The 15,076-nt window shown below is 35.2% G+C and carries 14 protein-coding genes; 7 read left to right on the top strand and 7 right to left on the bottom strand.

From position 1 onward, the window contains the following. Positions 1-8: 8 nt before the first annotated feature. Positions 9-1,028, bottom strand: a complete 1,020-nt coding sequence (gene mltG, locus DKK70_RS06265; RefSeq protein ID WP_110433215.1) for an endolytic transglycosylase MltG — start codon at positions 1,026-1,028, stop codon at positions 9-11. Between the two features lie 2 nt (positions 1,029-1,030). Then, positions 1,031-2,116: an alanine racemase gene (gene alr / locus DKK70_RS06260; protein ID WP_110433214.1), complete on the bottom strand. Its 1,086-nt coding sequence runs from the start codon at positions 2,114-2,116 to the stop codon at positions 1,031-1,033. Positions 2,117-2,332: 216 nt separating this feature from the next. Between alr and DKK70_RS06255 the strand changes: the two genes are divergently transcribed. Continuing rightward, entirely contained in the window at positions 2,333-4,468 is a 2,136-nt protein-coding gene (locus DKK70_RS06255) for a TonB-dependent receptor plug domain-containing protein (RefSeq protein WP_110433213.1), read from the top strand. Positions 4,469-4,734: 266 nt separating this feature from the next. Here DKK70_RS06255 and DKK70_RS06250 read toward each other — a convergent pair whose 3' ends face one another. The 3 genes from DKK70_RS06250 to DKK70_RS06240 are packed head-to-tail and all read right to left on the bottom strand — an operon-like array spanning position 4,735 to position 6,220. Further along, positions 4,735-5,199: a hypothetical protein gene (locus DKK70_RS06250; RefSeq protein ID WP_110433212.1), complete on the bottom strand. Its 465-nt coding sequence runs from the start codon at positions 5,197-5,199 to the stop codon at positions 4,735-4,737. A gap of 36 nt (positions 5,200-5,235) precedes the next feature. Continuing rightward, positions 5,236-5,763, bottom strand: coding sequence for a hypothetical protein (locus DKK70_RS06245; protein WP_110433211.1), 528 nt, complete (start codon positions 5,761-5,763; stop codon positions 5,236-5,238). Next, entirely contained in the window at positions 5,726-6,220 is a 495-nt protein-coding gene (locus DKK70_RS06240) for a hypothetical protein (RefSeq protein ID WP_110433210.1), read from the bottom strand. Before DKK70_RS06240 ends, DKK70_RS06245 begins: the two co-directional genes overlap by 38 nt. A gap of 515 nt (positions 6,221-6,735) precedes the next feature. Here DKK70_RS06240 and DKK70_RS06235 point away from each other — a divergent pair. From DKK70_RS06235 to DKK70_RS06210, 6 genes are all read left to right on the top strand, one after another. Then, on the top strand, positions 6,736-7,290 hold the full coding sequence (locus DKK70_RS06235) for a helix-turn-helix domain-containing protein (RefSeq protein ID WP_110433209.1): 555 nt from the start codon (positions 6,736-6,738) through the stop codon (positions 7,288-7,290). A 300-nt stretch (positions 7,291-7,590) separates the two neighbouring features. Then, entirely contained in the window at positions 7,591-8,676 is a 1,086-nt protein-coding gene (locus DKK70_RS06230) for a hypothetical protein (RefSeq protein WP_110433208.1), read from the top strand. A gap of 9 nt (positions 8,677-8,685) precedes the next feature. Beyond that, a complete protein-coding gene (locus DKK70_RS06225; protein WP_110433207.1) occupies positions 8,686-10,257 on the top strand; it encodes an L-serine ammonia-lyase, iron-sulfur-dependent, subunit alpha in 1,572 nt (523 codons plus the stop codon). A gap of 184 nt (positions 10,258-10,441) precedes the next feature. After that, positions 10,442-10,798, top strand: a complete 357-nt coding sequence (locus DKK70_RS06220; RefSeq protein ID WP_110433206.1) for an ArsC family reductase — start codon at positions 10,442-10,444, stop codon at positions 10,796-10,798. Positions 10,799-10,811: 13 nt separating this feature from the next. Continuing rightward, complete coding sequence (dapE, locus tag DKK70_RS06215) at positions 10,812-11,945, top strand: succinyl-diaminopimelate desuccinylase (RefSeq protein ID WP_110433540.1); 1,134 nt, start codon at positions 10,812-10,814, stop codon at positions 11,943-11,945. Positions 11,946-12,031: 86 nt separating this feature from the next. Further along, a complete protein-coding gene (locus DKK70_RS06210) occupies positions 12,032-12,217 on the top strand; it encodes a YpfN family protein (protein ID WP_110423157.1) in 186 nt (61 codons plus the stop codon). Between the two features lie 8 nt (positions 12,218-12,225). Here DKK70_RS06210 and cysZ read toward each other — a convergent pair whose 3' ends face one another. Together cysZ and DKK70_RS06200 are read right to left on the bottom strand one after the other, a co-directional pair. Then, the gene (gene cysZ / locus DKK70_RS06205) at positions 12,226-13,047 is read right to left on the bottom strand and encodes a sulfate transporter CysZ (RefSeq protein WP_110433205.1); all 822 of its coding nucleotides are present in this window, start codon (positions 13,045-13,047) and stop codon (positions 12,226-12,228) included. A 93-nt stretch (positions 13,048-13,140) separates the two neighbouring features. Then, complete coding sequence (locus DKK70_RS06200; protein ID WP_110433204.1) at positions 13,141-15,075, bottom strand: GNAT family N-acetyltransferase; 1,935 nt, start codon at positions 15,073-15,075, stop codon at positions 13,141-13,143. Position 15,076: the final 1 nt, after the last annotated feature.

Genomic DNA, 15,076 nt, shown 5'->3' with positions numbered 1-15,076 from the left:
TAGAAAGGTTAGTTACCTTGAGTCAATCGGCGATACTCTTTTACCGCTTGCTGATGACCTTGATAGGTACTACTAAATGTATGCCCACCTGAGCCATTGGCAACAAAAAACAGATAATTAGTGTCAGCAGGATGAGCAGCAGCTTCAAGAGAAGCTAAACTGGGCATAGAAATTGGCGTTGGCGGCAATCCTTCAATCACATAAGTATTATAAGGGTTATTCTTATCCGTCAAATCAACACGTCTGATCTTACCGGTATAATTATCACCTAAACCATAAATAATAGTTGGATCAGTTTGCAATTTCATATTTGATTTTAAACGATTGACAAAAACTGAGGCCACATTAGCACGTTCTGAACTGACCGAGGTCTCTTTTTCAATAATGGAAGCAATAATTAATAATTCATAAGGCGACTTATAAGGTAGATCGTTAGCTCGATTATCCCAGACTTTTTGTAAATTAGCCTTCATGGTCAAATGAGCACGTTTCAAAATATTGAAATCGGAACTATTTGCTGTATATTGATAAGTATCAGGAGAAAACCACCCCTCAAGCTCACCTTCAATTCCTAACAATTTAGCAATTTCATCATGCGACTTATCGGTTAATGTTTGCTGAATATATGGAGTATTACTAAGTACTTTAAACCAATCTTTAACTCGTTTACCTTCAACGAATTGTACAACAAATTTGCTATCTTTACCGGATACTAATAACTTTAAAAATTCCTCAACAGTCATATAAGGATGTAATTGATAAGTTCCAGCTTTAATCGAGCCTAAAGAAGGATCCACCTTATACAAATATGGCAATAAATAAGCTTGTTGCATTAAATCACTTTCCTCTACCTGTTCAACTAATTGATGTAGAGATGTTCCCTTTGCTAACACAAACATTTGATTATCAGCAGTAACATTCATATGTTGCTTCGAAAATTGTTGTAAATAATAATAACCAATACCTAAACAAACACAGAAAATTAAAACTAAAGCCAGTAACGTATACAAAAATAATTTTTTAATCATAACTAATCTTTATATCGAATTTTTGCGCGTGAAGTTAAGCGCGTTAATAACTCATAAGCACTAATTCCAGTGTGCTTGGCGATCTGTTCAACAGGCAATTCTTTGCCCCATAAAATGACTTCATCTCCGGGTTTGTCATGGCAATCATGGCCTAAATCAACCACAATCATATCCATCGAAACCCGACCCACAATCGGCACAAGGCGACCATTAATACTGACAGGAGTATTTTCAGGGATACTGCGTGGATAACCATCACCATATCCTATCGCGGCAACCCCCAACATAGTATCATGGTGGCTAGTCCACGTTTGACCATAGCCAACGGTTTCGCCTTTTTTATGCTTACGGACTGAAATTAATTCAGACTTAAGCGTCATTGCCGGTTGTAAATCAGCAACTGCATCATTAAATGGCGAAACCCCATACAACGCAATACCAATTCGAACCATATTACGGTGAGAATCAGGCCAAGCAAGAATACCACCTGATGCCGCTATTGATTGCTGACCACCGATTAAATTACTATCGATTGAATTGATAAACTTATCAAATTGAGCTATTTGTTTATTGGTTTGAGATGAACTTAACTCATCAGCGCTACTAAAATGGCTGATAATATTTATCGGTTGACGGATTGCTTTGCAGCTCGCTAACCGATTAAATTCGGATATAGCTTCATCAAAATGAAAACCCAAACGGTGCATGCCGGTATCAATTTTAAACCAAGCTACAATTTCATTAGGAAAGGGGATAGTGTTTAAAACATCAATTTGCCAACTCGAATGGATAACTGGTTGCAAATTGAAATCAAGTAAATCATTAATATCATCATGAGGAAAAAAGCCTTCCAAAAGAACGATTGGGCTGCGAATACCAACTTGACGCAATGTAACTGCTTCAGAAACACGGGCAACACCAAAATAATCAACTTTATCATCCAGTAATTGAGCAACACCTTCCATACCATGACCATATGCATTAGCTTTAACAACTGCCATTAATGTAACATCTGGTGATTTTTCTCTAAAAAACTCGATATTAGCTAAAATTGATTTACGATTAACTTCTACTACAGCAATAGACATTTTACAAACCTAACTTATATATTAGAGGTTTATTGTAAAATTTGTTATCAATAATGACAAATTTTTCTTTTCACCAAAGATCTGCCCCTAAAAAAAATTACCATAATTCTAATTAATTTAACTATTTACATATATATTAATAATGATTATCATTAGCATTAAATTTACTTAGGTAATAAAAAAGTTGTCCAAGATAAGATACAAAAGAGAATCATTATGGCAAAAAATCCCCTCAAACCAAACTATTATATAGCAATATTAACTCTCTGCTTTTCTGCAGATCTTTTGGCTGAAGAACGAAAAAGCAATCCACAAGATACCATTATCGTTACTGCTGATCGTAACGAAAAAAGCGTATGGGATAGTTCTGTATCCGTTAATGCGGTCAATCGCGATGAAATTGAAAAACTCAATGGTGACTCGGTGGTTGAAGCACTACGTGATATTCCTGGGGTTGAAATTACCGATAACGCATTAGCTGGACGCAAACAGATCATGATTCGTGGTGAAGCCCCTTCACGTATATTGATGTTGATTGACGGACAAGAAGTTACTTATCATCGTTCAGGACATGGTTCGAGCGCTGGAGTATTAATTGACATGGAGTCCGTTGATCGTATAGAGGTCATTAAAGGTCCCCACTCTGTATTATTTGGTTCACAGGCTATTGGCGGTGTAGTTAATTTTATTACACGTAAAGGTAGTAAAGATGGAAAACCCCTTAATGGTGATGCAAAACTAGTCTATAACCAATCAACCGATGGCTTTACTGAAATGGGCACAGTTAACGGCACTATCGATGGAATATTTGATTACCGTATTAGTGGGACCTATTCGGAAAACGATGATCGCAAAGCTTATCAAGGCAAGCTACATGATACCGATTTTGATAATAACAGCTTAAGTTCATGGTTTGGACTCAATCTTGATAAACACAAATTTGGGCTATCACTCGATCGCTACAAACTTAACACTAAAACCTATACTGACAAAGACGACAACTCACCGGAAGTGAAAGAATTTTGGGTAAAAATACCTGAACTAAAACGTGAAAAAATCGGATTTTTTTATGATTATGATGTCGATGGCGACTTGTTAAAAAAACTTCATTATGATGCTTACGCCCAAAAACTAAATCGTCAATTTAGAAACCATGTTGTAGTATCACCGGCTCCAGTTATGAAAGTAACCACCAACACGGCGACCAATGATGAACAAAAAACTTATGGTATGACTTTTCAATCCGATATTGAACCACATAGAGATATGAAGCTCATTACCGGTATACAATATCAACAAGACAATGTCGACCAAGACTCACACAATGTTGTTATAACAAAAATGCCTTCACCAAGAGCTAGCTATACTCAACACAAATATTTAACTAATAAATGGCAACAATCCAGTATCGCACTATTTGGTCAAAATGACTGGAACATCACCGATGATATTTCTTGGAATTTAGGTGCTCGGCAATATTGGGTCGAATCAAAATTAAAAAATGGCCACACCACTATCAACAAAATCCCAGCTATGGGTTCAGCGACCTCTAGCCATAAAATTGATGGTAAAAAGAAAGATCATGACAATAACTTTGTAGTATCGTCAGGATTAACTTACTCAGGCATTGAAAACACTCAATTAAGAGCCTCTTTTGCCCAAGGATATGTTTACCCAACTCTTGCTCATCTTTATGCAGTCACCTCAGCGGCTTCACAAACCATCTATGGAAACTCTCATCTAAAAGCCGAAAAATCCAATAATTACGAAATCGGTTTGCGTTATAATAACAACAAATGGTTAGTTGATGGTGCTATCTATTATTCAGATGCAAAAGATTACATCACACAAATGAACTGTAATGGCTCTGCGATTTGCGATGGAGCATCGGGGCGTAACGTTACTTACTATGGTAATGCCAACAAAGCCAAAACTCATGGTTTAGAATTAAGTCTTGAATATCTCGACCTACCGGTAAACCCTTATCTCAAAGGTAACTACTTAAACCGTAAAATCGAAACCGAAAGCTACAAAACGCGTGACAGCGGCAACCCACGCTTTACAGGCAATGCTGGGATAAAACATACTGCGTACTTTGAAAAATTTGATATTGATTCTGACCTATTTATGCGATTTGCTACCAAAGCCACACAACGCAGTGATTCAGCCGTTTACCACTACAGTGGATGGTCCACATTGAACTTATCAACTACCACATCGTTTGGTGCTGATCGCCAGTACCATATTGGATTAGATCTCAACAATATCTTAAACAAAAACTATACCACAGCTTACGAATCTATTCCTGCGGCCAAGTTTCACGCAATCGTCAGCGCCAGCATGAAATTTTAGTAATTGCTATACTCGATTATATAAGAGAGTGAACCGGGGTATCAAAAACCCCGTTTCACAACTTTTTACTAAAAAACTTCAATCCTCAAAAATAAAGCCGCCCAGTCTATAGCAAATAGTTCTCCCCCCTTGCTACGCTAGCACATTACTTTACTTCAAGATTTTCGTCAACTCCACTGCCTATTCAAGTCAGTTATTTCCTAATGAACTAACTATATTTTTCCTGTCTATGCCATTCCAACCCAAAAAATAAGAATGAATAAGATTTAAGGTGAGACACAAAGTCCGTTGAGTTTACCATTACGAGAGGAAGATATATAACCATTGCCCGAGTGAACAAGAAAGTGGTCGAAACTCATCACATCACTTGTCCAATAAAAGCCTAAAAGGACAAAGTGAGCATCAGTGTAGTTATACATGGCTCCCCACTCCGAGAAGAATCCCGCTCCAATGCGACGCTGGTATAGATTCTTAGGTGATGATGGCGTAGCACCTTTAGCACCTTGACATTTAGAATTCGATGTTTCGTCTTGACAAGAAGCGTTAGTTAAATCTCTGACATTTGGTAGACGGTATCCAATATTAGTACACCAAGATAATGTACTATCATAATGGTAATTGTTTTTGTAACTATCACCACGGTTAACGAACCATTGTTTTAACACAAAACCATACTTAACGACGTCGTTACCATGACTATCACGACCAACTAACTCAAATACCTGAGGCAAAGATGGCCTATCGATATAACCTGAATCATCTGATTTTCATTGCGATTTGGTTGCAACTGGACCTGTTAGCGTGACACGAACGTTGCTATTTGTTAAATTGGTCATAGTAGCTGTAATACCACCATGAGAAACTGACGCCCAAGATAAATCGCTGCTACCACCAATATCTAAATCAAAATACAAATCATTAGCTCCGGTAGTAGGAAAGTTTAAACTATAAGACGACGGCATAACTGACTGAGATAGAAAACCTTTATTTGGATCCCAAATGGCAGCTGGGCCTGCAAAATCACCTATACTGTAAGTTAAGTCAGGTTTAGCAAAACAAATTACTGGCAATGCTTTAGGATTAATATAATAAGTGACATTATTCGCACTAAATCGACTTTCATTAGGCACACCATATCGGGTTCTTAGTAGACCTTCAGTATTAGATAAGGTTAATTTATAAGGCGCCTTACAAATAGTTAGAACTTCATCACGGGCAACCGTTCGATCATTTTTATCAACAATGGATAACCTTAAACTACCAGTAGCTGGTGATACCGTTAACGCCCTGACCATCACCATCATCATCCCCCCAAAAATTATGGGGAGGGCCAATGAGGGAACTCAATGTAATAGAACTTTTATTCGTTGGAACAAACATACCAATATCGACAAAACTCTGTCCAACTTCAGGCAATTCGATAGGAGCGGATAAATTTGAACTATTGCTTGTAGGGCTAAATTGTTTACCATCAGAAAGGGAGAGCCCAAGCAAACCGTCGGTATTAGTCACACGTGTTCGTCCACCGTCGAAAGTTAAATATGGCACATTACCATTAATTTTATTCAAAGTTTTAGACGTTAACGCAAGGCTTGAATAGGAAGTTATTAATAACAAGCCAAATGATAACTCTAAAAAGAGCTGCAGGGGAAAAAAGAAACGATGCCAGAATTGCGATAAATGTTGCGAGCTTAACTTTAGGGAATTTAAATTACAACTTCTCCATGTTTCTTTTTTAACATTATAATGCATTTCGACAACCCTGTCAATTAACCATATGATTTATTTGTAATTTTACACTGATTATCTAGATGTTTATCGTTTGCATTAAACGATGCGAAAAGTATAGTGACTGAAAAAACACGATGCAATATTATTTTACGTTTAATTGTTAACTTTCGTAAAGAGAAACAAAGAAGATATAAAAATAGATTAATAAATGTTTATTCTAATAGTAAAAAAGCATTTTGCATATCCTTATAAACTTTAGTCTTTTTACGATGGAAACTTTTGTTTTAGTGGTTAAAAATTAGTGATTATTATTGGGGATACAAAGTCAATTTTCTAGGCATGCAGTTAACTGCTAAAAGTACATTCTGCAACTTTCTTGAAAACTAAAAATCAGAATTTAAAATAAACGAAATTTAAAACAGATGGTATTCATGTTCTAAGAACAGAAGCAAAACATTTTCAACATCAACTTGACACTGTTAATTTTCACTATAATCTTTATAATCTAAAAAATATCATTGGAGATTATCAAGAGAATGAATGAAGATTATTCAGATTGTAATGTTGGGTTGAAAATAAAACAAATTAGAAAAAAACAAAACAAAACTTTACAGCAGTTGTCTTCAATTAGTGGACTATCAAGTGGTTATCTGAGTAATTTGGAAAGAAATATTATAAGCCCTACCATCGCTCAGTTACAAAAGGTATGTTTTGCTTTAAATATTAATATTACAGACGTATTAACAATCAATCAACCACCATCGAGCCCTGTAACCCGAGCAAATGAAAGAAAGGTTTTTTTTACTGAAAAAGACAAAGTAAAATATGAAATGTTAAATAATGGTGAGCATGATATAGAAGGTATCTGCATAACCGTTGAACAAGGTTTTAGTTACGAAAGAACTTCTTGGGGGCATGATTATGATGAGATAGCAGTAATTACCCAAGGTAGTTTATGTATTGAAATGCTTAATCAAAAATTTATAATCAACGCTGGGGATAGTATTTACATCAAGAAAAATACTTTGCATACATTTAAAAATGTTGGTAACTCAACATGTGTTAGTTATTGGTTTTATAAAAAAAAATAAAATTGCGGAGTTAATACTCCCAATCTCTCCTAAAATTCCTATTGTTCTATTAACTTTTCTCACTTTCTACTAAAACCACTACGACTGTAATACTTTTTCGTTAATTGCTAATTTTAATTGCAAAAATTTGATCAAATTCACAATTATGGAATTTTATTTATTTTTATGGATAATTAAAGTGGCTTAAAAATCTATTTATGATAGTTTATTTTCATAATTATAAAATAAATAGACTATTTTTTTATAATTATGATCATCACAGATGTGAATTATTTTCTGAAATACCTTTGAGGTGAATATATGAATAAACTATTTTTAAGCCAAGTATATATTTTTGTTGCATCTAGCCTTGGTTATTTAATCGGCGGTGGTTTTATGAGCGGTCAAGAAACTATCCAATTTTTTGTGCCTTTTGGACATAATGCTATTGGTGTTGGAGTGGTATTTAGTTTCGTTATCATTTTAGTAAATTTCGGCTTCATTTATGCTGGTAAATATGGTGGTTGTAGTAAAGGTACTGATGTTTTTACTTTTTTTTGCGGAACGTTTATAGGTAAAACCATTGAATGGTTTTCACTTTTATTCTGTTTTACTATGTTTATAGCTGAAATAGCTGCTGGTGGGTCAATTTTATATGAACAGTATGATTTACCCATTATTATTGGGGCGATTATCACCGCCATTATTACTGCTGGAACAGTTTCAATCGGTTTAAAATCAATCCTCAAATCATTGGGCATTATCATGCCATTCTTAACGGCATTTGTTATTATTGTAAGTATAGCAACTTTAATAATGAATGGTAATGATATTGATATAAATGTTTCTCGTATAGAATCTGGAGAATTTAATCTTTTGAAAGTTGCAAATAATTGGTTTCTTTCTGGAATTTCTTTAGTTGGATTGATGGTTCTTTTTTTAGCTGCATTTTCGGCTGATTTAGCAACAAAATTTGCTATTAAACCGCTGGTAATTGGTCAAAGTATTGGTTTGATCATATACGCCTTTCTTGATATTACCGCTTCTTACGCAATCACGTCTAATATTGATCAAGTTGCAAATAAACAAATCATTAATTTATTTTTAGCTAAACAAATTTGGGCCCCTTTAGGTATTGCATTTGGTGCATTAATCTTTTTCGCTATTTACACCATATCAACTCCGTTACTGCATGTTATCGCTATCAAATTTTCCGAAGAAGGTACAAAAAAACATAAATGTATTGTCTGGGGTGTTGCTCTCATTTCTTTATTTGGAGCTCTAGCCTTACCATTTGATGTCATCATCAATGCGGTATATATCATGAGTGGTTATGTTGGTTCAGCAATTGTCATACTTATGATAATTAAATTTATTCGAATCTATTTTATTAAAAATCGTAAATAATGAGGTTATATGATTGTTCATAGTATTTTTAATGATGTTTTAGGACCTATAATGTGCGGTCCTTCTAGCTCACATTCTGCCGGTTGTGCAAGAATTGGATTACAAACAAGATTATTATTTGGAAGAGAAATTAATAAAGCAAATATCATATTTGATGCCAATGGATCCTACCCAGAAACTTATATTGGACAAGGTTCAAATTTTGGTTTTACTGGAGGGCTCCTTGGTTTTAAAACTGATAACGCAAAAGTTAAAGATTCAGTTGAAATAGCAAAAAAAATGAACAAAAACATCTGGTTTTCTAAACAAAAACTTTTTTCAAGGCATCCAAATGAAGCATTGATAAATGTTTATAATGAAAAAGATGAAATAGAATTATCCGTTTTAACATTTTCAACTGGTGGTGGTATGTTTGAAATTGTTGAATTAAATAGTTTTCCTGTTTTTATTGATGGAAATCAAGAGCAAATTTTTATTTGTTGCCAATCTGAATACTCAATAAAATTGACAGAATTATTACAACTTTATAACCTTTCAATAACTAGTTCCGAAAAAAATAATCAAATACTCTTTTGCCTTTCGTCTTTTGATGTAACCACCAAAGAAAAACTGTTAGCTTTAGAAAATCAACAATACATTTTATGGATAAAACATGCTCCAGTAATTATGCCTGTTGAAATGCAATCTAAGCCTCAAGCTATTTTCTCAAATGCTGATGGTGCTTTACAATACAGTAACACCACGAAAAAACCGATGTGGGAAATTGCTTTAGATTATGAACTATCAATAAGTAAAGCAAGTAAAGAGGAAATATGGCAGCTTGCAGAACATACATATAATATAATGAAGCAATCAACCATTCCACCAGATCCGACTACAACACCTATGTATGGTTTTTTACCTTATAAAGCACAAGAAATGAAGCAGTCTCTCAAAAATTCAAGTGCAATACCAACAGGTGTACTTAACAATGCTACTTTAGCGGCAATTTCTGTTATGGAAAATAGTTGTGCCCATAATATAGTTATTGCCGCTCCAACTGCAGGATCGAGTGGTGTTATACCTGCCAGCATCATAACAATAGGAGAAGATTTGAACTTGCCAAAGGAGGATATTATAAAAGGACTACTTGCAAGTGGCTTAATAGGATCATTTATTTCTAATAACGCTTCTTTTGGGGCTGAGGTTGCGGCCTGCCAAGCTGAAAATGGTTCGGCTAGTGCAATGGCTGCTGGTGGGATTGTTCAATTACTTGGTGGAACAACTGAGCAAGCTTTTCAAGCCGCGTCGATGGCTTTACAAAATATGTTAGGCCTTATTTGCGATCCAGTTGCAGGATTAACAGAAATACCATGCATTAGCCGTAATGTAAGCGCTATAGGTAATGCCGTACTGTCAGCAAATATGGTAATGTGGGGGTTTAATCCTGTTATTCCATTAGATGAAACCATATCTTCAATGTACGATATAGGACAAAAACTACCTTCAGATTTCCGTTGTACTTGCCAAGGTGGTTTATGTACCACTAAAACTGGACAATTTTTATCTCAAAGTCTGTTAATTAAAAGAGAAAAATTATAAATATCACCATATCTCTCAATACATTAACGTATTGAGAGATCATTATTTATTAATTATGTTTTTTTCAACAAAAAGACATAATTCTTCAACATTAAAAAGTAAATAATATCATTTTGCCCTTCGATTGCTGTCTTATAGAATTAGCTGTTATAATCAATTTTTCCAATTTTTAAGGAAGATAGTTATGTATATTATTTATGGAATTAAAAACTGTAATACCATGAAGAAAGCATTTACTTGGCTTGATGAGCAGCAGATTAGTTATCAATTTCATAACTACAAAACTGAGGGGTTGTCGGCTGAGTTGTTAAGTCGCTTATTAGAACTTGTTGATTGGCAAAGCTTGTTAAATACTCGCGGTACTACTTGGCGTAAACTTGATGAGGCAATACGCCTTCAAATTGATAATCAAGATGCCGCTATGAAAATTATGTTAGCTAATCCATCGATTTTAAAGCGTCCATTACTTGTTGATGGCAAGCGAGCTCTTTTAGGTTTTTCTGATGAGAGCTATTCACAATTTATTAATCATAAACCATAAAATTGAGAGCACTATGACCGAACCTGTTATTGCATTAACCAAAGCATTGATTGCTGAAAGATCCATAAGCCCCGATGATAAAAACTGCCAAAAGATGATTATCGATCGTCTAAAACCGTTAGGCTTTGTAATTGAAGAGGTGAATATTGGTAAAACAAAAAATCTGTGGGCTTATCATGGTAACGGTAAAACTTTAATGTTTGCTGGTCATACAGATGTGGTACCAGCCGGTGATGAAAGTAAATGGAGTTATCCACCTTTTGAACCGACTATCGATGAAAATGGCGTACTTTATGGTCGTGGTGCGGCGGATATGAAAAGTGGTGTAGCGGCGATGGTTTGTGCCGCCGAGTCGTTTGTCAAAAAATATCCTAATCATACTGGTCGAGTAGCATTTTTACTAACCTCCGATGAAGAAGCTGAAGCGACTGACGGTACGATTAAAGTGGTCGATTTGCTAATTAAACGCCAAGAAAAGATCGATTATTGTATTGTCGGCGAACCTTCCAGCGATAGCGTATTAGGTGATCAGATCAAGAATGGTCGTCGTGGTTCCTTAACTGCAAATCTCGTGGTGCATGGTATTCAAGGCCATGTCGCTTATCCCCATCTTGCTGATAATCCGGTTCATAAATTTGCCCCAGCTTTAAATGAATTAGTAACCACCGTGTGGGATAATGGTAATGAGTATTTTCCACAGACTACCATGCAAATAGCTAATATTAATGGTGGAACCGGCGCCGAAAATGTGGTTCCCGGTGATTTATCGGTACAGTTTAACTTTCGTTATAGTAGTGAATTAACGGATGAGATGATTAAAGCAAAAGTCGACGCGATTTTGCGAAAACATAATTTAAACTATACGTTGAAGTGGCGATTATCTGGTCAGCCGTTTTTAACCCCACAAGGAGAACTTACTGATGCTGCCACTAGTGCCATTAAGACCTTTACTCAACTTGATAGCAAATTATCTACCAGTGGAGGAACTTCTGACGGACGGTTTATTGCCAAATTAGGTTGTCAAGTGATTGAATTTGGCGTGTTAAATAAAACTATTCACAAAGTGAATGAGAATGTGAATTGTCAAGATGTCGTTACATTACAAGCTATCTATATCGATATCTTAGAAAGATTGTTACTTGCTTAGTTGGTCGATTTTATTGTGATGAATGATGCGTAAATTGTAAAGACACTGTATGCTAATTATTAAAATCAACGTTTAAGGGGATTTAAATGGAGTGGCTTAAAGATTATTGGTGGGTAATTTTAATTATTTTAGTGGGTATCTTTATTAACACAATTAAAGCGCTGAATAAATTGAACTATAAGCACTATCTGGATAAAAAGAAAGGAATAAAACCTATTCCTTATAACGATGATGAGGACGACGATTGGCCAAGTCGTCCTCAGCAAAAATAATTTACCGTTTATTGATTATTATGATTATTTCTCGCAAAGATAGTTTGATTTGAATAGCGATCAACCCACATCGCTGTGGCGCCACAAACCGCTATCGGCATAATAATCAAATTTAATAATGGTACCATGGTAAAAAAGCTGATTAAAATACCAAACAGTAAATTATCCAAGCGATCATGTTTTAATATCTGGCGCATACGTTTAAAAGGAATTTTATGATTATCAAAAACATAATCAGCATATTGAATATTAATTTGCCATGCTGTAAATAAAAACCACACTATTGGTGTTACCAATTGCCCTAAGACAGGAATAAAATAACTAACCAAAATTGGGATAGCCCATAATAAGTAATAACCAAATTTTTGTAGTTCACGTTTAAATATCCGCGGTAAGTCTTTTATCAAACTCATCAAAGAGACATCCGGCACCGTAACACCAGTTAATTTTGCTTCCACCTGTTCGGCAAGCAAACCATTAAATGGAGCTGCGATAATGTTAGCAACGGTGCTAAAGAAGTAACAAAATAAGATCACTAAGGTTAAAATCACAATACCACTTATTATATAGCCTAACCAATGTAACCAACTCGGTATAAATGATAATCCCCAATCAGTCAGACCAGTAATCGATACAAAAAACCAATAAAATAGTGCTGACATAATAACAATATTAGCTAATAATGGTAAAAACACAAAACGTCTTAAGCCAGGACTAAAAGCTAAAGACCATCCTTTAATAAAGTAATCTATACTTGATTTAGGGTTTTGGCTGTTATCAGAGGTGGAATGTGGATGTTGTGATTGGTGTTCTAACTTAGGTGTTGTCACAATGAGTTCCTCTTACTTAATATTGATGTCATTTTAACCATTAATTAAATCAGACAGCAACTTACTTTCTTTTTACTTTCTTTATAATCGAAATTAATCAATTTGGCATACTGTTTGATAATTTTTAAGCCACCTTTTTACCTCTTGTTTGATGGCTAGCTGCAGTTCGTTCCTACCAGTTAATTGATATTGTTTAATCAATGACCGTTCACTATTTTTGTTTTGCAATAATGCAGCTAATAATGGCATTGGCATTTTACTATTATTTTCGTTATCTTTCAGTAAACGACAAAGTGAAGGATACGAAGCTTCAAATGGTCGATGGTAATTACAAAATCCTTGCAAGTCTTGGTAATCTTGCGGCGTTAATGCTTGCTGCTCATCAACGGATACTAACTGGCTAATTGGCAAATCAATAATGCCATTAAGCCAATAGCCATTTCTCATTAAATTTTGCGCTAAACGTTGAGTTAGTTCATGACCTTGCTTGGAAATAGGCTTAATCATTATCATCGAATAGCTACCTGAACTGGCTTGTTTATGGCTAGCAATATGTACTAAAGTAAAACCACAAATACGCCAAAACTGATAATTTGCATCATTGTAAGCAAAACTCACTGAGACAAAATCATTATTCTGTTTCTTTGCCTGTTGATAGATTTGCGCTACCAACTGTTTAGCAATTTGTTGACGTCGATAAGGTTCAATAACTGCAATACGGTTAATTCTGACCGATTTTAATTTAGCCGCTAATTTATCGCCAGCATGTGCAACCAATGATTGTGCAACAAGATTACCTTTAGGTCGGCGTAAGCCTTTCCATACAGCATCAATTAATTCTTCTGACAAACCACCTTCATCAATTGTAATAGCCGCAGCAATTAGTTGATCAGCCCTTTTCGCTTGCCAAACCAATAAGTTCTCTGCATCAAATAATCGTCTTAAATCCACTAATGTTGTTTGATAATGCGCTATTTTTAATAAATAATAGACTGATTTTAGTGTGTCTATATCATCTCTTTCTGTAAGCGAATAGCTAATAGTATGCTCATTAGTTCGCGATTTTATATCTTCATCTATTATACCATTAAGTAGTAATTTATCGCATAGTTGTTCGAGCTGATCATTTTCTTGCCAGCGAATAGGTGAACTTAGATAAAATCGCTTCACGATATGCTTATCCAATAATTTTAATAAAAAACCTTGGCCTGTTCCTTCATAACCTTCGACAGTAGTGGTTAACAAAATTTTAGTTTGTTTAGCTAATGCTATTTGCATTAGTTGTTCTAACATTGGCAATGGAATCATCGCCGCTTCATCAATAATTAACCATTGAGGAAATGCATAATCGTTCATTGCAATTAATTGATCAGGGGCATAAAACAGCGAGCTTGATTTAGCAAAGCGATAAAAAGTTGTTAAAGCATTTTTATTTGGTGCAGTTACCCAGCAATCATGGTGATGAGTAAACAGACCTGCTAAGGCTGATTTCCCCCGTCCACGTTTAGCTATAACTAAATTTAAGTGACTATTGCTTTGTAATAATTGGGTCAACACCGACTGCTGTTGGGTTAGATCGCTTTGTGTATCATTCAATGGGGTAAACATTGTTGGTTTTTCTGTGGCAAATTCCGACAAAGTTTGTTGCAGATGACAGACAAAATTGGGCACAGCAATTGGCGTAGTGGATTCATTCCAGCGCAAACTATCTTGGTCAATCCAATGAGAAAAATCAATCGGTAAAAATAAAATTAGCACGCTACCTTTAACTAAGGTACCTACTAACATCGCAAAAGCCTCTAGATTAAAACTTTCAGTGGCATCAAAGATAGCATGCTTAAACTCTTGTCCAAGTAATGATTTGCTTTGACTGGGTTGAATGTGATTTCTAATTGCTTCGGGCAAATTGACTTGCGAGGTAATCGCCAGCCAATCCCCCGGATATTGTTGAATAATGGGATTAATTTGATTAAATAGCTGAGTACACGAACCATTTAACACCCAAAGCTTTCTGGTGCAATTAGTCATT

This window comes from Gilliamella apicola, assembly GCF_003202655.1.
GTDB lineage: Bacteria > Pseudomonadota > Gammaproteobacteria > Enterobacterales > Orbaceae > Gilliamella > Gilliamella apicola_R.
The sequence above is the reverse complement of the archived record's forward strand: the minus strand, read 5'-3'. Positions and strand labels throughout refer to the sequence as shown.